Origin of the sequence: Photorhabdus stackebrandtii (assembly GCF_011189495.1) — a bacterium.
In the GTDB taxonomy this organism is placed as follows: Bacteria; Pseudomonadota; Gammaproteobacteria; order Enterobacterales; family Enterobacteriaceae; genus Photorhabdus; species Photorhabdus khanii.
In genome coordinates, this window is the sequence record NZ_PUJV01000009.1 from 68,743 (window position 1) to 90,376 (window position 21,634).

16 protein-coding genes are annotated in these 21,634 nt (G+C 44.6%); 3 read left to right on the plus strand and 13 right to left on the minus strand.

Annotation, left to right across the window (positions count from 1 at the left end; genetic code table 11):
• Positions 1-87: 87 nt before the first annotated feature.
• From lysS to xerD, 5 genes are all read right to left on the minus strand, one after another.
• Positions 88-1,602: a lysine--tRNA ligase gene (gene lysS, locus C5470_RS09945; protein WP_166288356.1), complete on the minus strand. Its 1,515-nt coding sequence runs from the start codon at positions 1,600-1,602 to the stop codon at positions 88-90.
• A gap of 9 nt (positions 1,603-1,611) precedes the next feature.
• Positions 1,612-2,710, minus strand: a protein-coding gene (gene prfB / locus C5470_RS09950; RefSeq protein WP_110742751.1) for a peptide chain release factor 2 whose coding sequence is annotated in 2 segments (ribosomal slippage) — positions 1,612-2,634 and positions 2,636-2,710 — 1,098 coding nt in all. Because the reading frame shifts where the segments join, the coding sequence is not laid out codon by codon here.
• Between the two features lie 136 nt (positions 2,711-2,846).
• A complete protein-coding gene (gene recJ, locus C5470_RS09955) occupies positions 2,847-4,580 on the minus strand; it encodes a single-stranded-DNA-specific exonuclease RecJ (protein WP_036842907.1) in 1,734 nt (577 codons plus the stop codon).
• Between the two features lie 5 nt (positions 4,581-4,585).
• Entirely contained in the window at positions 4,586-5,287 is a 702-nt protein-coding gene (dsbC, locus tag C5470_RS09960; RefSeq protein ID WP_036842905.1) for a bifunctional protein-disulfide isomerase/oxidoreductase DsbC, read from the minus strand.
• A 23-nt stretch (positions 5,288-5,310) separates the two neighbouring features.
• Positions 5,311-6,222, minus strand: a complete 912-nt coding sequence (gene xerD / locus C5470_RS09965; RefSeq protein WP_051477091.1) for a site-specific tyrosine recombinase XerD — start codon at positions 6,220-6,222, stop codon at positions 5,311-5,313.
• A 107-nt stretch (positions 6,223-6,329) separates the two neighbouring features.
• Between xerD and fldB the strand changes: the two genes are divergently transcribed.
• Complete coding sequence (gene fldB / locus C5470_RS09970; RefSeq protein WP_036842902.1) at positions 6,330-6,848, plus strand: flavodoxin FldB; 519 nt, start codon at positions 6,330-6,332, stop codon at positions 6,846-6,848.
• A gap of 20 nt (positions 6,849-6,868) precedes the next feature.
• Here fldB and C5470_RS09975 read toward each other — a convergent pair whose 3' ends face one another.
• Entirely contained in the window at positions 6,869-7,276 is a 408-nt protein-coding gene (locus tag C5470_RS09975) for a protein YgfX (RefSeq protein ID WP_036842899.1), read from the minus strand.
• Entirely contained in the window at positions 7,257-7,523 is a 267-nt protein-coding gene (gene sdhE, locus C5470_RS09980) for an FAD assembly factor SdhE (RefSeq protein WP_036842897.1), read from the minus strand. Before sdhE ends, C5470_RS09975 begins: the two co-directional genes overlap by 20 nt.
• 176 nt (positions 7,524-7,699) lie before the next feature.
• Here sdhE and ygfZ point away from each other — a divergent pair, with 176 nt between their 5' ends.
• Together ygfZ and C5470_RS09990 are read left to right on the plus strand one after the other, a co-directional pair.
• The gene (gene ygfZ, locus C5470_RS09985; RefSeq protein WP_036842895.1) at positions 7,700-8,689 is read left to right on the plus strand and encodes a tRNA-modifying protein YgfZ; all 990 of its coding nucleotides are present in this window, start codon (positions 7,700-7,702) and stop codon (positions 8,687-8,689) included.
• A 14-nt stretch (positions 8,690-8,703) separates the two neighbouring features.
• Positions 8,704-9,309, plus strand: a complete 606-nt coding sequence (locus tag C5470_RS09990) for an HD domain-containing protein (protein ID WP_036842892.1) — start codon at positions 8,704-8,706, stop codon at positions 9,307-9,309.
• Positions 9,310-9,451: 142 nt separating this feature from the next.
• On the opposite strand, the gene C5470_RS09995 is transcribed toward C5470_RS09990, so the two are convergent.
• The 6 genes from C5470_RS09995 to C5470_RS10015 form a co-directional block, all read right to left on the minus strand.
• Entirely contained in the window at positions 9,452-14,581 is a 5,130-nt protein-coding gene (locus C5470_RS09995) for a type I polyketide synthase (protein WP_166288359.1), read from the minus strand.
• A 32-nt stretch (positions 14,582-14,613) separates the two neighbouring features.
• Positions 14,614-14,892, minus strand: a complete 279-nt coding sequence (locus C5470_RS22465; protein WP_036842887.1) for a hypothetical protein — start codon at positions 14,890-14,892, stop codon at positions 14,614-14,616.
• Positions 14,893-14,928: 36 nt separating this feature from the next.
• Positions 14,929-16,206 (minus strand): hypothetical protein, encoded by a 1,278-nt coding sequence (locus tag C5470_RS10000; RefSeq protein WP_036842884.1) that lies wholly within the window; start codon positions 16,204-16,206, stop codon positions 14,929-14,931.
• 414 nt (positions 16,207-16,620) lie between these two features.
• The gene (locus tag C5470_RS10005; protein ID WP_166288362.1) at positions 16,621-17,889 is read right to left on the minus strand and encodes a hypothetical protein; all 1,269 of its coding nucleotides are present in this window, start codon (positions 17,887-17,889) and stop codon (positions 16,621-16,623) included.
• Positions 17,890-18,976: 1,087 nt separating this feature from the next.
• On the minus strand, positions 18,977-19,255 hold the full coding sequence (locus C5470_RS10010) for a hypothetical protein (protein ID WP_166288365.1): 279 nt from the start codon (positions 19,253-19,255) through the stop codon (positions 18,977-18,979).
• 824 nt (positions 19,256-20,079) lie between these two features.
• Positions 20,080-21,612 carry an MFS transporter gene (locus C5470_RS10015; protein ID WP_166288368.1) on the minus strand — a complete coding sequence of 511 codons (1,533 nt, stop codon included), beginning with the start codon at positions 21,610-21,612 and terminating at the stop codon, positions 20,080-20,082.
• Between the last annotated feature and the right edge of the window lie 22 nt (positions 21,613-21,634).

Here is a 21,634-nt window from a genome sequence, read left to right on the forward strand (position 1 = left end):
GTTGTCTATATTTCAGGCAGTTGAAAATAAAAACTCCCTTGGCAGCTATGCCATAGGGAGTTGCGATGTGAAGCTGAATTCTGGCTATTATTTCTGTGGGCGCATTGCCGGGAACAAAATAACATCACGGATGGTATGGCTGTCAGTAAACAACATTACCATGCGGTCAATACCAATACCCAAACCTGCGGTCGGTGGCATGCCGTGCTCCAGAGCAGTGACATAATCTTCGTCATAAAACATGGCTTCATCATCACCTTCGTCTTTCTGACGAACCTGTTCAGCAAAACGTTCTGCCTGATCTTCAGCGTCATTCAATTCTGAGAAGCCGTTACCAATTTCACGTCCGCCAATAAAGAATTCAAAACGGTCAGTGATAAACGGGTTTTCATCATTACGACGAGCCAGCGGAGAAACTTCTGCCGGGTATTCAGTGATAAATGTCGGTTGAATCAGGTGGCTTTCAGCGGTTTCTTCGAAGATTTCACACTGAACGCGACCAAGGCCCCAACCTTTTTCCACTGCAATACCCAGTGATTCAGCGATAGCCACCGCTTTATCCATATCATCCAAATCAGCCATGTTGGTTTCAGGACGATATTGGCAAATAGCTTCTTTCATACTCATTTTGGCAAAGGGTTTACCGAAATCAAATTCCTGCTCACCATATTTAACCAACGTACTGCCCAAAATATTTTGCGCCAAAGTACGGAACAGCTCTTCGATCAACACGATCAGATCTTGGTAATCCGCGTAAGCCATATAGAGTTCCATCATGGTGAACTCAGGATTATGACGCGGAGAAACGCCTTCGTTACGGAAGTTACGATTAATTTCAAACACACGATCAAAACCACCCACAACCAGACGTTTCAGGTAAAGCTCCGGCGCAATACGCAGATACATGTCAATATCCAGCGCATTGTGATGAGTGATAAATGGACGGGCCGACGCACCACCCGGGATCACCTGCATCATCGGTGTTTCCACTTCCATAAAGCTTTTACTGACCATAAAGTTACGCAATTCAGACAAAACCTGGGAACGAATCTGGAAGGTTTTGCGTGATTCTTCGTTAGCGATCAGATCCAGATAGCGCTGGCGGTAACGGGTTTCTTGATCAGCCAGCCCGTGGAATTTATCCGGCAATGGACGCAGCGCTTTCGTCAGCAAACGCAGTTCAGTACAGTGAATGGAAAGTTCACCGGTTTTGGTTTTAAACAGTTTGCCACGAGCGCCCAGAATGTCTCCCAGATCCCATTTTTTAAACTGTTCGTTATAAATACCTTCCGGCAGATCGTCACGGGCAACGTATAACTGAATACGACCACCCATATCTTGCAGCGTTACGAAAGAAGCTTTCCCCATAATGCGACGGGTCATCATACGACCACCAACCGTCACGTCGATATTCAGTGCTTCCAGCTCTTCCTGAGTTTTGTCGTCGTATTGCGCATGCAACTCTTCTGACATGTTTTCACGACGGAAATCATTCGGGAAAGCAATACCTTTCTCCCGTAAAGCCGCCAGTTTTTCACGGCGGGTTTGCAGTTCATTATTTAAATCGGGGGCCTGTTCTGCGCCCTGTTGTTGTTGTGACATATTAGTTCCTCATAAGCCAGCTTTAAGGCTTGCTTCAATGAATTTGTCCAGATCACCATCCAGCACAGATTGTGTATTGCGGGTTTCAACGCCTGTGCGCAAGTCTTTGATCCGTGAGTCATCCAGAACATAAGAACGGATTTGGCTGCCCCAGCCGATATCTGATTTATTCTCTTCCATAACCTGTTTATCAGCATTTTTCTTCTGCATTTCCAGCTCATACAGTTTCGCTTTCAACTGTTTCATGGCCTGGTCTTTGTTTTTATGCTGAGAACGATCATTCTGACACTGAGTCACAATGTTGGTTGGTATATGGGTAATACGTACCGCAGATTCGGTTTTGTTAACGTGCTGACCACCCGCGCCTGATGCGCGATACACGTCGATACGTAAATCTGCCGGGTTGATTTCAATATCAATATCATCATCCACTTCGGGATAGATAAATGCAGAACTGAATGAAGTGTGACGACGACCACCGGAATCAAATGGGCTTTTACGTACCAAACGATGAACACCGGTTTCAGTACGCAACCAACCATAAGCATAATCGCCCATGATCTTGATGGTCGCTGATTTCAAGCCGGCAACTTCACCATCGGATTCTTCGATGATTTCAGTTTTAAAACCTTTGGATTCAGCCCAGCGCAGGTACATACGCATTAGCATACTTGCCCAATCCTGCGCTTCGGTACCGCCAGAGCCTGCCTGCAAATCAAGGTAGCAGTTAGCACTGTCATACTCACCAGAGAACATACGGCGGAATTCTAACTGACCCAGTTTGCCTTCAAGCTGTTCCAATTCTGCTACAGCTTCATTAAACGTCTCTTCATCGTCAGCTTCTACTGCCAGTTCCAACAAGCCCTGTACATCTTCCAAACCTTGTTCAAGCTGATCAATAGTTTTGACAATCTCTTCCAGTGAGGAGCGTTCCTTACCCAAAGACTGTGCTCGCTCCGGCTCATTCCAAACATCAGGCTGTTCCAGTTCGGCGTTAACTTCTTCTAAGCGTTCTTTCTTGGCATCGTAGTCAAAGATACCCCCTCAGAACCATTGTCCGTTCAGACAGGTCCTGAATGTGGTTTTTTACCGGATTAATTTCAAACATATTTTAGTGTCTTACGTTGTGTAGTCGTAGATAAATGGGATATTTTTCGAACCGCGCATTGTAACGGATTTGGCAAAGGGTTTATAGCATTTCAATAGATTTGTCACGTATTCAAATGAGAATACGTGACTATTTTTTAATAAGGCCAAAGATGCTGGATCAAAAGCTGCACATTACGGTTGCCCCGGAATTCATTAACGTCCAGTTTATAGGCAAGTTCCACTTCACGGACGCTGTTATCCGGCCAACGGGCAGGATCGATATTGAATGCGATACCATCCAGCATCGGCCCGCCATTTAATGGTTCTACCATCACTTTTAAATGACGTTCTCCCACAATGCGTTGTTGTAGCAACCTGAATTTACCGTCAAAAACAGGCTCCGGGAAAGATTGCCCCCAAGGGCCGCCATCACGCAGCATTTCAGCAACGTCCAATGACAGTTCATTAATGGTCAACTCGCCATCACTCCAGATAACACCTTCAAGTTGCGAAATATCCAGCCAGTCCGACATCAGCGTGGAAAAATGATGCTGGAATTGTTCAAATTTATCCTGTTCAAGTGACAGGCCGGCAGCCATTGCATGACCACCAAATTTCAGTATCAGCCCCGGATTTAAAGTATCAAGTCGTTCAAGGGCATCACGCATATGCAGCCCCTGAACTGAACGGCCAGAACCTTTCAAAATACCATCACCTGCCGGTGCAAAGGCAATAACAGGCCGGTGAAAACGCTCTTTAATTCGGGAAGCCAAAATTCCCACCACCCCTTGATGCCATTCAGGATGATAGAGCGCCAGACCATAAGGCAATTCAGTGCGGGTACGTTCAAATTTGTCGCAGATTTGCAGTGCTTCCTGCTGCATTCCCTGCTCTATTTCACGACGGGTATGGTTAAGGCTGTCCAGTTCGCAAGCTATCTGACGAGCCTTTGCCATATCGTCAGTGAGCAATAAAGCGACGCCAATGGACATGTCATCCAAACGACCGGCGGCATTCAACCTTGGCCCGAGAAAGAAGCCCAAATCGCTGGCGGCCAGCTTATAAGCATCACGTTTGGAAACTTCCAGTAATGCGCGGATCCCCGCACAGCAGCGCCCTGCGCGAATGCGGTTTAATCCCTGATAAACCAGAATCCGATTATTGGTATCCAAAGGGACAACATCAGCAACAGTGCCCAACGCAACCAGATCCAGCATTTCTGCCAGATTTGGCAGCGCAATTCCCTGTTTTTCAAACCATTGTTCTTTCCTCAGCGCAGCCCTTAGAGCAGACATCAGATAAAATGTGACGCCAACCCCTGCCAATGATTTAGACGGGAATAAACAATCGGACAAATTGGGGTTAATAATGGCATCAGCAGCGGGCAGAATTTCTCCCGGCAAGTGATGGTCAGTCACAATCACTTTCATATGGTGCTGATGTGCAGCCACAACGCCGTCATGGGAAGAAATACCGTTATCCACAGTAATAATCAGGTCAGCGCCTTTTTTGACAACCTCTTCTACCACCTGTGGACTTAAACCGTAACCATCTTCAAAACGATTTGGCACCAGATAATCAAGATTACGGTAGCCCATCGCCCGTAGCGAGCGGATCGCCAGTGCAGTACTGGTTGCACCGTCAGCGTCAAAGTCACCGACAATAACAATACGCCAGTGTTCATGAAGTGCGGTCAGCAATAGCGTTACCGCCTGTTCCACACCACTCAAATGCTGGTAATTCAGTAATCCCTGGACACTGCGTTCCAATTCATTAGCTTGCTGGATGCCACGAATGGCATATAAACGGCGCAATAATGGATGAATCTGTTGTGGAAGATGACTATCATCCACCGCCGGGCGGCGGCGGAGTTGTGTTTCAATATTCACTAAACTTATTTACCACGCTGATCTAATGCTTTTGCCAGCGCTTCCGGCGGCATATATCCACCTAACAGGCTGCCATCTTTAAGGATAATTGCCGGCGTTCCCTGTACACCAAACTGGACTCCCAATTTGTAATGGTTAGCGATATCCACCTTACAATCCTTGATTGGCGAAACGCCCTCATTTTTGAACGCTGCATCCAGTGATTTTTGTGGTGTTGCACTGCACCAGATAGATTGCATATCTTTAGCGGACTGATGCTGCATACCCTGACGCGGGAATGCCAGATAGCGAATAGTAATGCCAAGTTTATTGTACTCTTTCATCTCTTCATGCAATTTATGGCAGTAACCACAGGTAATATCAGTGAAAACAGTAACAGCATGCTTCTCTTTTGGCGCTTTGTAAACAATCATTTGGTCTTTCATCGCCTCCAGCTTTTTCATCAACAATTGATTACTGACATTCACCGGCGTGCTGCCACTGACATCGTAAATTGGCCCTTGCAATAAATACTTGCCGTCATCAGACAGATAAATGATACCTTGTTCGGTCACTACCGTATTCAAGCCAACAATCGGTGATGGCTGGATATTTTCTGCCTTGATCCCCAGCTTTTGCATCGCTCCATGAACCTCACCATCATCAGCAAGCGCATTTCCGCTAAATAAGGCCAGCAAAAGAGGGAAACATAACACGCTTTTTTTCATTTTCAGTTCCTTTAAATCCATGCTCACCCACGCGGATGATGTTGTTGATGTAACAATCTAAGCCGCTCGGTTGCGACATGAGTATATATTTGTGTTGTGGATAAATCGCTATGCCCCAGCAACATCTGCACAACCCGTAAATCAGCACCATGATTAAGCAAATGCGTTGCAAATGCATGGCGCAAAACATGAGGTGATAACCGTGCAGTATCAATCCCAGCCAGTACGGCATAATGTTTAATGCGATGCCAGAAAGTCTGTCGGGTCATTTGCCGCCCCCGGTTGCTGGGAAAAAGCACATCCAGCGTTGCACCATTGAGCAACCCGGCTCTCCCATACTCCAGATAATTCTCCAGCCAGTAAACGGCCTCTTCTCCTAAAGGTACCAGTCGTTCTTTATTTCCTTTACCAATGACTCTCACCACGCCTTGACGCAAACTGATATCAGACAGTGTCAACCCCACCAACTCAGATACCCGCAAACCACAGGCATAAAGCACTTCAAGCATCGCCTTATCCCTTAGCTCCACAGGCTGATCTGTGCAAGGTGCATTAAGCAAATCTTCTACTTGCTTTTCACTTAAATCTTTCGGCAACCGCTTCGGTAATTTCGGTGCAGATAAAAGTGCTGTCGGATCATCTTCGCGCATTTTTTCCCGATAAAAATAGAGAAACAACTGACGCATGGCGCTCAATAAACGTGCCGAGCTACTGGCTTTATACCCTCCATCCACCCGTTCTGCCAGAAAAGACTGCAAATCAATCGCCTGGACAGATAATAAATCATGACCATAATGTATCAACCAATTATCCAGCGCCTGTAAATCCAACCGGTAAGAAACAAGGGTATTTTCGGCAAGATCATGTTCCAGCCAAATAGCATCAAGAAACTGTTCTATCAGTGGATTTGTCAACTGAGTTTGTTGTTTTGACACGAAACGCTTTCCTTAAATCTGCACATCTTCTGCCGGCTATTATGCCTGAAAAAGCAATTATTCTGTTACAATGCCACCCAGATATTCAAAAACCATAATGATTAATAATGAAAATTGGTCTTTTTTACGGCTCCAGCACCTGCTACACCGAAATGGTAGCAGAGAAAATCCGCGATATCCTCGGCGAAGATTTGGTTGATCTCCACGACATCAAAGAGACAACACCTGAATTAATGGAAGCGTATTCGGTACTGATTCTTGGCATCCCAACATGGGATTTTGGTGAATTGCAGGAAGATTGGCTGGCTATTTGGGATCAACTTCCTGCCCTTAATTTACAGGGAAAAATTGTTGCCATGTATGGTATGGGTGATCAAATTGATTACGGCGAATGGTTCCTTGATGCTCTCGGTATGCTATATCACCATTTACTCCCTTCAGGTGTACATTTCATTGGTTTCTGGCCGACAGAAGGTTATGAGTTTACCAGCCCGAAGCCATTAACTGATAATAACTCACAGTTTGTCGGGCTGGCTCTGGATGACGTCAATCAATTTGAGCAAACTGATGATCGTTTATCGCAATGGTGTATGCAAATCCTGCAAGAAATGGAACCCTTACTTTAATCAGGGTAATTTCAGCTCAATCAGATATCAGGATATTGCAATAATAATTGGTTGATATTCCTCCACTCATCCTGTGGCACGCCATCGGACGCTATCCATAAACGGATTTTTTTCCGGTTATAAAAAGATTGCGCTGTGATCAGCACACCATAGCGGCATATCCACGGCTGCCGGATAATTTGCCACTCATGTTTTTTCCATTGCAACTTATTATTATTGAGCAGAACCAAAGGCCCTTGTAATTTACGGATATTTTTCTGGCTACGCCCCCAACTGGCAATAACCAACAGTACCAGAGGAAGCCAGAAAATAGAGTCATCCGCCGGCCACGGAGCCAACAATACGATGAGCGCGATCACACCATGGACGCAGGTGGAGATAAGCTGGGTATTCCAGGATACCCTGAGATCACATTTCCACAGGACCACGAGCTTTATTTCTATTCTGAATAAGTTTAATCATGCGGAATAGCGCTTCATCTTCCGGACGTCCATGATTCATCAACCAGTTGAACAGATCAGGATCAGCACATTCAAGTAAGCGAATAAAAAGTTGTTTATCATCAATACTCAGTGAGTCATATTCATGCTTAAAAAACGGCATAATTGAAATATCCAACTCACGCATTCCACGCCGACATGCCCAATGTATACGTGCTTTATTATCAATATCCATGTTCAAAAAATCCCCTTTTTAATTCTTATTGTTTATCTTAAAATCATTAGCCATTAAATCGCCCGGCAAACTCATGCATCATGCCAGCTAATAGCAATAATAACTACTTGCATTGTGCTTTAGCTCTTTTACCATTATGCATCATTGGCTTAAATATCTGACTGGCAGGATGTGTCATGACTTATAAAACTCCGTTTTCTTCACAATCTCCATTGTCTTCATCAACTCTTCCCCTGACTTTAATCTCTCTGAATGACTGGGGCCTGGTAACAGCAACCGGACCGGATGCAGAAAAATATCTGCAAGGTCAGGTAACAGCAGATATTTCTGCTCTTGCCGCGAATCAACATGTGCTCAGTGCACATTGTGACTCAAAAGGCAAAATGTGGAGCAATCTGCGTCTCTTTCATCGTGGTGCAGGCCTTGCTTATATTGAACGCCGCAGTGTGCTGGAAAACCAGCTTACAGAGCTGAAAAAATATGCGGTATTTTCCAAAATCACCTTTCTTCAGGATGAAAATGCGGTATTGCTGGGTGTTGCAGGTAAAGGCTGCCGTGAAGCACTAAGCAATATCTTCCCAACGTTGCCGGATGCGGATAATGCTGTGGTTGAACATGACACCACTACTTTGCTCCATTTTGCCCTACCGTCTGAACGTTTCCTGTTGGTTACAAACCCGGCAACCGCTGAACTGTTAACAGAAAAACTTCCGGCCCAGTTTAATAACAGCGAACAATGGCTGGCACTGGATATTGAAGCAGGTTTCCCGGTCATTGATGCCGCCAACAGCGCGCAGTTTATTCCACAGGCAACTAACCTCCAGGCACTCGCGGGGGGTATCTGTTTTAAAAAAGGGTGTTATACCGGTCAGGAAATGGTGGCCCGTGCTAAATATCGCGGCGCAAATAAACGCGCAATGTACTGGCTGGCCGGTAGTGCTGCCAAAATGCCTGCTGCCGGTGATGATCTGGAATGGCAATTGGGAGATAAATGGCGGAGAACCGGTACCGTTTTAGCTGCTGTTAAATTGAATGACAATAGTATTTGGGTACAGGTCGTCATGAATAATGATATGGAAAGTAATAGCGTGTTCCGGGTCCGTGACGATGAAGAACATTCACTGACCATTCAGCCTCTGCCTTATTCCCTTGTTGAAGAAAAATAATTTATGAGGTTTGTATGTCGTTAGCAGTAGCTGCCGTTGATTTTGGCCCTTTTACGGATGTAATTGGTTTTTTGATGGAACTGGATAAACTGAAAAAAATTCAGCGGCACACTAAATTATTGGATAACCACCGGCAGGAAAATTCAGCAGAGCATAGCTGGCATTTTGCTATCGCTGCGATGAGTTTTGCGCCGTATGTGAAAGAAGTCGATATTCAGCGGGTTATTCAGATGGCATTGATTCACGATATCGTTGAAATCGATGCCGGTGATGTGATGGTTTATGATTTAGCTGCCCGTGAAGCCATTCATGATCAGGAAGTTAAAGCCGCTAACCGTCTTTTTGGCTTACTACCTGAAACTCAAAAAAATCACTTTCTGTCACTTTGGCAGGAATACGAAGCAGGGGAAAGTCAAGATGCCCGTTTTGCTAAAATGCTAGACAGACTAATGCCAGTTCTGATGAATCTGCATAATAAAGGCCAGAGCTGGGTGGAAAATGGTATTCGTCTTGAGCAAGTGATTAACCGCAATCAATTTATTGCCGATGTCTATCCTGAATTGTGGCAATATCTGCTGCCACAATTAGAATCTGCTCAAAAGAAAGGCTGGTTGAAGTAACTTTTTCCCAACAATTTCATACTACAAATTCAGGGCGCCATATAAAGAATATGGCGCACAAAATTAGTTTCAGTTATTTTATCAGCAACATTGGACAAATCGATGGACGTCTTATTAAACCAAGCTCAGGTCAAATATATTCTCAACCCGCCATTGACTTAACTTGCAGTCGATACGAAATCAATGATGCAAGTTCCGACAACGGTTTATCACTTAACAACAACTCCAAAGGGATATCCAGACGTAGTTGTTTATTAATTTTTTGGACCAACATCAAACCATTCAATGAATCAATACCGTTGTCGGTCAGTAGTTGATCAGGCTGAAAGACCTCAGCTGGCGTACCAACAATCTCGCTACAGAAAGCCTGTAGCAGACTGACAATATCATCCAGATTATTTACCTCAAACAGGGTGTCTGCGGGCAAAGCCTGCATCAAACTTTCCTGCTGAATATCACGCAATAGTGCCAGATGACGCATCGGCCCGGAGAGTAAATTTGACCAATCAGCCAAGAACGGCACCAGTTGCGGCTCAATCCGAGCAAACAAGCGATCTAAAATAGCTAATCCTTCCTCTGAACCGAATGGCTGTAAGCCACTGTTTTCCAATACGGTGAGAGTACGACTATCCCGCAAAGCGATCCCCGCTGCCCACGGTCCCCAGTTAAGACTTAACGCAGGTAAACCTTGCTGACGCCGTAAGCAGGCCAGACTATCCAACATGGCATTCGCTGCTGCATAAGATGCCATGCCAGGCAAAGCCAATAATGCACCCAACGAAGAAAACATAACAAAATGCTCTAAAGGTGCATCAGCCAACGCTTGATGCAATGTCCAGGCGGCTAATGCTTTAGCGGCAAACACGCTATCAAACGCCTGGGGACTCAGTTCACGATACCCCTGATCTTCAACATACGCAGCACAATGAATCACCCCACGCAGCGGTTGGCTGGCCTGTTGTCGATACTGAGCCAAACAAATGTTGGTCATCTCCACATCACCGAGATCAATCGACAAATAATTAGCTTCAATCCCCTGCTGGTGCAGCATTTCCAGTAACTTCTGATCCTCTGTATTAAGAGTATGACGACGCCCAACCAATAGCAGATAACGAGCACCATGCTGTACCATCCAGGGAATCAATTGACGCCCCATATCACCAAAGGCACCCGTCAGTAAATAGCAGCCATCTGGCCGAAAACGCACTGGCGGCAATGCAGGTATTTCTGGCAATGGCACAAGGCGCAGCACATAACGTTGATCATGGCGCAGAGCCAATTGATCCTCTCCATCATCGGTCAATAGCGCATCCCACCATTTGGCTGGAGCAGTGGTACTGTCAATATCTAATAATCCACCCCACAATGCGGTTGCTTCCTGTTGACCAATAACTCGCATCATTCCCCATAATGCCGCCGCAAACGGATCAGGTAGATCCTGCTCAGTGACTTGATGAGCAGATTGCGTCGCTACCCATAAACGCGGTTTCACCGAGCGCTCAGCTAGTGCTGTACACAAATGAATTAAAGCATGATAAGCCATCTGCGGAGCCTGTAATGGCCAAAGGATCAATATTCTTTCAGTCTCAGTGGGAAGCGCATCAACTAACTCCTGAACTTTCTGATAACTATCAGGCAAACCAGAATGTAACGAAGCATCCCCACCACGGCGTTGCAACTCATCAGCCAATTCTTCTACCAGAACATGTTCACCACCCAAGATAGCCCATTGCGTTACAGACTCTGTTGATAACTGAGAAGGGAGTTTACGCCACTGGGGTTGGCCGACGACCAGATTGTGAAGTCTGGAGGACAAACTGTTTTTTCTATTACTGACAAGCTGAACGCAAAACCCGCTGATCTGACAAAGCAATATACCGCTGTCAGTATAAACATCGATATCACCAAACCACTGTTGTTGCGTCTGCTTAGTGTTTCGAGCATGGGCATGAACCCGACCTGACAATCTACCATTGATACGCAAATGCTGAATACTTACCGGGATACGGAAATCGCCGGCAGGAATTGGCGCGTGAATATCAACAGACTGAATCGCTAGCAATGATTGGAAGATGCCATCCAAGGCCGCAGGGTGAAAACCCATTCCCTCTGGTGCAGGCGGCAATTCAATTTCACAGATTGTTTCTTCTTCACCGACAAACGCATGGCGCAGAGTACGAAAAACACCACTATAGCTGAAATGCAGATGTTGGAATGCCTGATACAACATCTCTTGGTTCCACCTACAAGGATAGCGATCATTGACAGCTAGCGGCGGAAGAGTACCCGCCGTAGCTCCCGGTACGACTATGCTCACCTGAGCACTCGCTGCCAGTTGATAATGCACATGCTCCTCTAGATTCCGAGCAATATGCACCTGTATTTCCATGCGCTGGCGATCTAACTGTGTCTTTAACCTGAACTCCATGCCTGATTCCAGCAATAAAGCGGATTGCAGTGCAATATTGTTAAGAGCCAGTCCAACACCAGGAAAACAAATACGCGCCGCCGCCAGCATGACTTCGATATAACCCGCAGCCGGGAACATGGCATTCGCCATGACCACATGATCGAGTAACCAAGGTACTTGTTCCACGATCAATTCAGCTTGCCAACTCTCGCTGCCTGGCTGGGCTTCGCCCAATAATACACCGCTCAATGTACGCAACCGACGACGACGGCTAATCTCTGGCTCATGCCAATAAGATTGCTGATGCCAAGGGTAGGTTGGTAGATCGATTGGGCGCGCTGTCGGCATCAGAGCTCGCCAGTCAGGTTCAATGCCGGCTTCAAACAGTTGCCCTAATAATTGTGGCCAATTCTGCCCCGAACGACAGGCAAACACTTGCCCACGATAGGGTTTACTCCAATTTTGCAATCCACTACTAAGCAAGGATTGAGGAGAAATTTCAAGAAAATGATAGAAACCCGCTTTGAGCATATTTTCTACCGCATCGTCAAAGCGGAATGGCGTGACCACATTGTCAGCCCAATGCTCAGGACGCAACTTACCCTTAATCAATTCCCCTGTGACTGATGAAAACACCGGCAACAAGGGTTCTGCCGCAGGAACGGTTGCCGCATCCGCAGTCAACCCAGCCCTGATTGACTCCAAGTAGTAAGAATGAGAAGCAATTCTATAATTGAGCCGACTACTGGCGATACGCTGATGCTTTAAGCGATCAGAAACAGCAGCTAATTCGCTTACAGGCCCAGACAACAAGCAACGATCGATACTATTACGTCCAGCTATCACCACAGCAGGTTCGGCTCCCGGGGCAGACAAATGAGGCAATATCTGCTCCACCGTCGCGGCCACGATCAATAATCCGCCGCCTTTATTCAGCACACGTTGCAGATAATGATAACGCTGGTGTAAAAGTGTCAGCGCTTGCGTTAGATCATAAATGCCCGCCAGATAACACGCCGCCATTTCACCGGAACTATGACCAAGTAACGCCGCCGGTCTAAACCCCCATTTCTGCAACTGCACAGCCATTGATACCTGAACAGCAAACTGCATCGGCGGCTCTATCAATTCATCGGCAGAGATCAATGCCGCATATAAGGAAGGTGCAGAAAACCCAGTCCAAATGGCTTCGCAACGGTTAAATTGCTCAGTAAACTCGGAAAATTGCTGAAACCAAGCTACAGAATCTTTCCAAACTTGACTGCCAATGCCTGCAAATATCCAAGCTAAGCGATCCACTTTTTTACTGTTGGACTGCGGCGGTACATTCAGATTAGTTAACTGTTGTTGCAATTGTTTTCGATTACTAAAGGCGATTCCTTTACGCAACGGAAAGCCGTGACGAGTAGTCGCCAAGCTATAGCACAGATCATCAAGGGCAATATCTGGCTTTTGTTGTAGCAAATCGGCAATCTGCTGTGCCTGCTGTTTCAGGGAAAACTCAGACTGTGCAGACAGTGGCAACATGAAAGCCAGCCCTTCCGTTTCCCGAAGTTTTACGGGAGGAGCCACATAATTGCTCAATACCACATGGACATTCGTCCCACCAAAACCAAAAGAATTCACTCCAGCAATGACTCTGCCTGCAGGCAACGGCGCTAACTGCCGGGGGACTTGCAAGCCTAATTCCGCAAAAGGGATATGGGGATTAGGCGGATCTGCATGTAAATTGCCCGGCACTTTCCCTCGTTGTAAACACAATACCGCTTTAATTAATCCGGCAATACCTGCCGCCGCTTCTGTATGACCAATCACGGATTTACACGCGCCGATCAGCAATGGGCGATCTGTCGGTTCTGGACGGCATACCCGCCCCAGTGCTTTTGCTTCTATCGGATCACCTACCGCCGTTCCAGTACCATGAGCCTCAATATAATCAATCTCTTCCGGAGCAATCCCCGCCTGAATACAAGCTGCACGGATCACCTGTTGCTGTGCGGCACTGCTCGGCTGAGTAATGGTAGAAGTACGGCCATCCTGATTTGCCGCTGAACCGTGTATCACTGCTAATACGGGATCGCCATCCTGCAAAGCCGCACTTAGAGGTTTCAGCAAAACCACGCCCACCCCTTCACTACGCACATAGCCATCTGCGTTAGCTGAAAAACTGTGACAGCGATTAGAGAGCGATAAAAATCCGGTGCGACTTTCCATCACCGAGAAATCGGGCATCAACATCAACTGACTTCCCCCCACCAACGCCAGTTTCGATTCCCCTCGACGCAGACTGTCACAGGCCAGATGTACTGCCAGCAGAGAAGATGAACAAGCGCTGTCAACAGTCAGGGATGGCCCTTGAAAATCGAACACATGGGAAATACGGTTTGACAGCATAGTTCCCATCGAGCCAGTTGAAGTATAACCCGTTGCCTGACGCAAATCGGTGAATTGCAAGTGCATATAATCATGAGTGAAAGCACCGATATAGACACCAACCGCCTGACCTGCCAACGATTTTGGTGGAATTCTTGCTCGTTCCAGCGCTTCCCATGTCACCTGTAACATCAAGCGATGCTGCGGATCGATAAAAGGCGCTTCTGTACTACTAATATCAAATACCGCCGCATCAAAGCCAACCACATCAGCGATAAATCCCCCTTCTCTCACCACCATTCGTCCTGGTAGATTGCGATCCCGAGAATAATAAGCCTGATTTGACCAACGTTCGGGGGGTACTGGGGTAATCGCGTCATCTGAGCCGCACAACAGATGCCAAAATTCCTCTGGGGAGCTAACGCCCCCCGGAAAACGGCAACCCATACCGATAATGGCAATCGGCATATTATTATTATTTTTCATCATATCGATATCCATAGTGATATTTCTTACTCCGATTAGTTATTTACAAAATTATTGTGCTTATTCATTGATGCCAAGTCGTCGTGTTGGGAATATATTTCGGTGGACGAAGCAATAAGCCAGGTGTCACCAATAATTAATTGTTGATCCCCGTATTCAGTTATTAATTTGCAATCATTAACGCTGATATTAGTCAAACCAGCGTTGAACAGTGTCACACCATATAGATCAACATTGGACAAATTGGCGGCCATTATTGACATATCATCCAAGTTTTCTTTGGCAAAATAAGCAAGACGAAGGCCTGAACCCATCTTCCCTTTATTTAATAGTCGTTCAGACCAGCTTCATTAATCACTGGATTCCTGTACAACACTGTTAACAAATATCTTGCCAGATGTACCTGCATTTCCGAATGATCCATCAACACCATTTTCACCAGGTACTCCTGGGTTGCCCTGATTACCGAATCCTCTATTATTAACGTGACCTACACCACCTATTCCGTTTATCCCTCTCCTACCGCCTGTTCCTCCATTACCCCCATTACCTCTATATGACAGAGCATTAATTACTGGCTGACCCTCAGTGAAATTAACGTATATGTTACCCCCATCTCCCCCATGACCCCCATTACCCCCAGCTCCTCCATCTCCTCCATTACCCCCATTTCCTCCATACCCAGCACTACACTTGTTTGTTGCACCTCCCCCATTCCCGCCATTTCCTCCATTCCCGCCATTACCCCCACTACCGCCATTACCCCCTTTACCACCTATCGATACCGCATTTACGACTCCTGTAAGAAGTTGAGCATGAATAGTTACGTCATTTGCACCTCCAGCCCCCTTGCCATCCGTCCCTTGTGCTCCTGAAGAACCGCTAGTTGCATCAGTACCTGCTGTGGCTTTAGTAGAGCAGCTGCTTTTACCATCTGTGCCAGCATTACCATTACTGCCATTAACCCCATTACTTCCCGGTGCACCACCAAAACCATCGACTCCATCAACGCCTCTACTGACAATGCTCTGCTTTTTATCACTTCCATTGCCTACAACAGTGTTAGCTTCGATCTTACCGTTAGTGCGGTAAATAATTTGACCTCCCGGTTCTATGATTACTTGGTCATATACCAAGACAACCGGTTCGCCATAGTCATCTTTATCTTCAACAATCAATGGAACATCTGCGGTAACAGTGATTCTTTCGCCACTGTATAACGCAATCTTCATCGGGAAACGCTTAGCATTAAGAATTTCTTCATAATCTTTGACTAAAGCAGAATCACCATAAATATAGGCACGAAAAGCTTTGCACAAATCAATATGATTACCCTTAACGTTTGCTAGTCGTTCAGCAGAAAACGGTTCAGGTAACGGATGATGGGGTTCCATTCTGCCAGGGCCATACTCACTATCAGAAACACCTCCCAGTTTTTTCAGCTCTTGTACAGTTTGCACTGTAAAAAATGCAGGGGGCACAGTAGCCGTTTTCAGATCGTTAGAAAATAGTACCGGCCCGTCAAAATCCGAGGTCTTAAGTTGCTTTGGCTGTTGTTCTACCCCGACCAGATGATGATATTTATGTAATATTGCTAAAGTTTCAGTAAAAGTTCTCATTTTATTCATGGGAATTCTCCTAAGTTTGAATATAAGTTTGTACATTTAAAATAACGATAGCTTCATATGTCAATTGTCCATCAGGACAAACATCCGTTCAACAATAGGTAAAGATCGACTTTCTCCGGAAAAAATATATACCCGTTATCTTTCAAGTTGCCTCTTTGTTGGCTGCACTCGCTCAACCCGGTCACAGAGTTAGCTATGCGCCCGGGAATTCGCTCCCTTGCCGTCGCGATGCATCTTGAAATCTATAGGGTATAGATATTTCAACAGCGGATATATCAGAAGAATAATTTCCATGATAATTAACATATCCTCATTAAGTTTTTTTCAACCAGAAATACCCAGAATTAATTAGGTAAATATTTATCCATTTTGCAGAAAGAAATTGGATGCAATATTTAAATAATTTCTGCACCACTAGCGATCAGGTTTCCGTTCATGACCGTTGATATATATCTTGCCAGTGATACCGTCATCGCCAAATTCTCCTTTAAGACCATCTCTACCATAGTCTCCTTGAAAACGATTTATACCGCCGAATTTACTACTCTTTCCAGGTTGCCCGCCTACTCCACCCCACCCGCCTTTACCGCCTTCCCCGCCAAGACCATTAAGTGACACAACCTGAAGTACTGGCTCACCGTCAGAGAAATTAATATATATGTTACCACTGTCCCCACCTCGTCCCCCATTCCCTCCATTCCCTCCATTCCCTCCATTACCCCCATTTCCCGCCGCCTCAGGAGAACACTTCGCGGTTCCACCCCCCCCATCACCCCCTTTACCCCCCCAGCCCCCCATACCGCCACGTCCACCGTTACCTCCATTCCCCCCTAACGTCGCCGCCCCTATTTCCCCAGTAACATGTTGAACATTAACAGTCAGATCAGTTGCATTTCCAGCCGCTGCACCATCTCCCCCTATTGCCCCGACAGAACCGCTGGCTCCATCGGTACCTGGTGTGGAGTTAAATAAGCAACCGTTTTTACTATCTGTACCAACATGACCATCGCTGCCATTAGCACCACTATTTCCTGGCGCACCATCAAAACCATTGGCGCCATGACTGCCTTTATTAACAATGCCCTCATCTTTAGTGCTTCCATTCCCTACAATAGTATTAGCTTCGATACGACCATTAGTGCGGTAAATAATTCGACCTCCCGGTTCAATGATTATCTGGTCATACACCAAGACAACCGGTTCGCCATAGTCATCTTTATTTTCAACAATCAATGGATTATCGGAGGTGATAGTAATATTTTCGCCACTGTATAGCGCAACCTTCATCGGGAAACGTTTAGCATTAAGAATTTCTTCATAATCTTTGACCAAAGCAGAATCACTATAGATATAAGCCCTAAAAGCTTTGCACAAATCAATATGATTACCCGTGACATTTTCCAGTCGTTCAGCAGAAAACGATTCAGGCAACGGATGGTGGGGTTCCATTTTGCCAGGACCATACTCACTATCAGGTATACCTCCGAGTTCCTTCAGCTCTTGTATCGTTTGTACCGTAAAAAAGGCAGGGGGCACAGTAGCCGTTTCCAAATCGTTAGAAAATATTACCGGCCCGTCAAAATCCGAGGTCTTAAGTTGCTTTGGCTGTCGTTCCAGACCAAACGGATGATGATGCTGATGTAATATTGCCAAAGTTTCAGCAACAGTTCTTATTTTATCCATAGACACCCCTTAGAGTTTAAGTTTGTACATTTATGATAAATTTACATATTAGTTGACAGATTTTCCTAAATTAAAAAATATCTACTGATATCGCTGCCAGTTGTGACACCAAATTACTAATAGCCAGAATGTTTTCAATATCGGGTAATGCCAGAAAAATAATTCCTATGAGAATTAATTAGATAATTATTTATTCACTTTCCAGAAAGCGATTGAATACAACATTTAAATTACACAATTTAAAATATTAATGTAACTTTCCACTTTTTTCATTAATTAAAGAGAATATTTCTGTAATACATCACTCATTTTTAATGTGTGCTAATTAAAACTTTTGATTTTATATTTATCTCATCAGGTATTATTGAACAATGAAATTATGAATAGGATTTAAATTAAGGATAGAAATAATTATTTTTTACAAGAAAAAGGTTTTTTTACGAACAAGACTGATTAAAGCAGTTTCCGGGATGTGAGCATTAACAAAACCAATTTTTGTTTCTCGTTTTTCACTGAAATTTTATGATGGGCAGGTTTTAAACTGTTATTATAAGTTTTTATTTTAACCTCCGATTTTAATCAGTATAAGGTTTTAAAAGTTACTTTTCCCCTTTTTTGATTCCTGCTTTTTATTAAGTTTAATCATCATGGAATATCGTATTTTACGTTTGACGAAAGTTAACCATACCCGGATTTTATCTTTACTGATTCTGTTTTACTGGCAATCCTGCGCGTTTTTTATAAATCAGCAGTAAATGGCCTGATGATATTTTAAAGACACCCATTGATGTTTTTTCAGATAATATTATTTTACGTGCTGATTTCTTTTCAACTCTCGGTTAATAGTTAACGAATTCCAGCTAAATGTCATTAACTGCCCTATTAAAAAGGGACATTCATTATGTGAATCCGCCGCTAAAAATTTATCTAATGAATGGTTTTTACGTTTTCTGACCCGCACGCCCCCGGAAAACGGCACCTCATACCGATAATGGCAATCGACATATTGTCGCTTTTCATCATATTGATATCCATAGTGATATTCTTTACTCCGATCAGTCGATTACCATATTATCGCGCTTACTCATTAACACCATTCGGTCGGGCTGGGAATACATTTCGGCGGATGCGGAGGTAATCCCGGTGTCATCAATGATTGATAACTGATACCACTATTCAGTAACTGATAACGCAAACCACTTGGACAGGTGGTAGCATCATTCATCGCCTGAGTGATATCAATCGTTACCCCAAAAGCGATATTAACCGGCTGTAATGTATTGTCAGCCGCAGTGCGGATGATACGTAATGGCGATCCACCACAAACTTGCAAGTGGTTATTGCCGACCTCACTTACCCGAATCACACTTAACTACCACCTACTTCAGTAGGTGGTAGTTAAGTCATAAGAAATCTCCTGAGTATAAATTGGTAGTTTTAGAATCATCTTTCCATTACATAACTTCCCTCGATATTTTATTCTCACAAAAGTCCTTTAAATCCAGAACACTAATCATTCAATGATATATTTATCTCCGTTTAGAACGAAAACTTATAGACAAAGATAATTTATTACCTATCGTTATTCACCGTATGTATTTTCACTCTCACCTTATCTTTCTGCGTGATTATTTTATTCATTACAATAGATATTCAACAACTTAAAAAATAATCTCAGGCTAATTGACAACCCCCCTGAATTTTATTCAAAAATACCTATAATTAATTAAAAATTCACTCAATACATATGAAGTAATTTAATATGAATTTTATTTTTCACAACTAAAAGTATTAACATGCCTTTCTGTTTTTTCCATCAGAAAAATGAAATTTTTATGGTGTGCCACTATTTTTTCAATGTGAATAAATCAATTAATTATTTCAATTTAAACTCTATGCAATTAAATATTGGTAGTGCAGAAATAAGACAACCAATTATGTAGAGTTATTATTTACAATTAAATTGAAACAAGACAAAAACATAATAGAATAAATCAATCTTTGCTTTTAATAAAATCAACCGCAAAACATTTAAATAAAGTTTATAAATTTAAGATTATTATCACTTTATAATTATTAAAAATAGTAAAAGGTGAGAGGTTATTTTCAGAATACTTTATATTTAATAATCCCAGACAGTCACGCCAAGAAACGCGGTGCAGCCATTACCAACGGCTGCACATAAGATTATCAATACTCAAGCACTTGTTGTTTCTGTGGCGCTTTTAGTAAACGCCAGGCGATCAATACCACGACGCCGGTCAATACCGCTGTCATCCAGCTCATCATATGAATAGCGCTGGTGAAGGATTCCGCTGCCGCAGTCATCAGTTGTTGCCCTTCCGCCTCAGCTAATGAGTTCGCTACAACGTAAGCGCCAGCCAGAGTTTCTAATGCCAACCCCGTCTGTTCATGAGAGATCCCATCCGGCAATTGCAGAATGACACGATAGAAAGCGGTCACCAATCCACCGATAATTGTCGTGCCAAGTACCACACCCACTTCATAAGCTGTTTCGCTTATTGCCGATGCCGCCCCGGCTTTAGAGGACGGCACTGACGAAAGCACCAGATCGTTAGACACCGACGCAATTGCACCTACACCCACATTTAATAATGCGAATGCAACCACCAGCGTGATCAAATCGCTGCCGAAACTGGCTACCAGAAGAAATGCAATACCCGCAAAAGCAAGCAGCATTGGTACAAGGTAATAAGCCGGCATCCGTTGAGCAACAGGCACTATCGCCATGCCAATAATAATCGCCATTATTTGTCCGGGAACCAGCGCTAAACTGGCCGAAATCGGCTTCATACCCAATACAATTTGCAAGACCTGAGTGGCAAAAAAGACAAAGCCAACCAGCAAGGCCAGACTCAATAAGTTGACCATAATCGAGCCGGTGAACATACCATTACGGAACAGTGAGAGATCCATTAACGGTACGGGCAGACGCCGCTGCCGGCGAACAAATAACACGCCAGCAACCAAGCCAACAGACAATTCCAGTATCACACTTATTTCAAACCCGTCACTGGCAAGATGTTTAATCGCGTAAACAATACCAACCATGGCGATGATCGATAATACAACGCTATACCCATCAATAATGCCAGTCTGCTTTTTATCGGACTCCGGTAATAACATCGGTCCGAAGATCAACAATGGCACTAATACCGGTACTGCCAATAGAAAAATGGAATTCCAGTCAAAGAATTGCAACAGAACGCCACCAATGACAGGCCCCAACGCCGAACCGACAGTTAATGTTGTCGCCCAGATAGCAACAGCTAACCGACGCTGTTCACGATCCTCAAAAAGAGTGCTGATTAAAGCCAAAGTTGAAGGCATCAACATCGCACCAAAAAACCCAAGTACGGCTCGCCCTCCAATTAATTGTTCGGGTGAAGTTGACAGCGCTGTTAATACCGAAATAACGGTGAATCCCAAAGATCCAAATAACAGCAATGAACGATGACCAACACGATCACCAATACTCCCCATGGATACCAGCAAACCCGCCAACACCAGTGAATAAGCATCAATCACCCATAATTGCTGACTTGCGCTGGGCCCCAGAGCTTCAGCAATTTTCGGTAAAGCAAAGCTTAAGATCGTATTGTCCACCGTCACCAACAATACCGGCAACATCAATATCAGCAATCCCAGCCAATTTCTGAGTCCTGCCCGCCCGTTAGCCTCAGCAACTCTATTTAATGACATCCCCCCAACTCCTTTCCTATTA

Coding starts and splice junctions, on each gene's coding strand:
- C5470_RS09990 (WP_036842892.1), top strand. CDS start 8,704: ATGTCGTTAGCAGTAGCTGCCGTTGATTTTGGCCCTTTTACGGATGTA.
- C5470_RS10000 (WP_036842884.1), bottom strand. CDS start 16,206: ATGAATAAAATGAGAACTTTTACTGAAACTTTAGCAATATTACATAAA.
- ygfZ (WP_036842895.1), top strand. CDS start 7,700: ATGACTTATAAAACTCCGTTTTCTTCACAATCTCCATTGTCTTCATCA.
- sdhE (WP_036842897.1), bottom strand. CDS start 7,523: ATGGATATTGATAATAAAGCACGTATACATTGGGCATGTCGGCGTGGA.
- C5470_RS10015 (WP_166288368.1), bottom strand. CDS start 21,612: ATGTCATTAAATAGAGTTGCTGAGGCTAACGGGCGGGCAGGACTCAGA.
- C5470_RS22465 (WP_036842887.1), bottom strand. CDS start 14,892: ATGGGTTCAGGCCTTCGTCTTGCTTATTTTGCCAAAGAAAACTTGGAT.
- dsbC (WP_036842905.1), bottom strand. CDS start 5,287: ATGAAAAAAAGCGTGTTATGTTTCCCTCTTTTGCTGGCCTTATTTAGC.
- fldB (WP_036842902.1), top strand. CDS start 6,330: ATGAAAATTGGTCTTTTTTACGGCTCCAGCACCTGCTACACCGAAATG.
- C5470_RS09995 (WP_166288359.1), bottom strand. CDS start 14,581: ATGATGAAAAATAATAATAATATGCCGATTGCCATTATCGGTATGGGT.
- lysS (WP_166288356.1), bottom strand. CDS start 1,602: ATGTCACAACAACAACAGGGCGCAGAACAGGCCCCCGATTTAAATAAT.
- C5470_RS10005 (WP_166288362.1), bottom strand. CDS start 17,889: ATGGATAAAATAAGAACTGTTGCTGAAACTTTGGCAATATTACATCAG.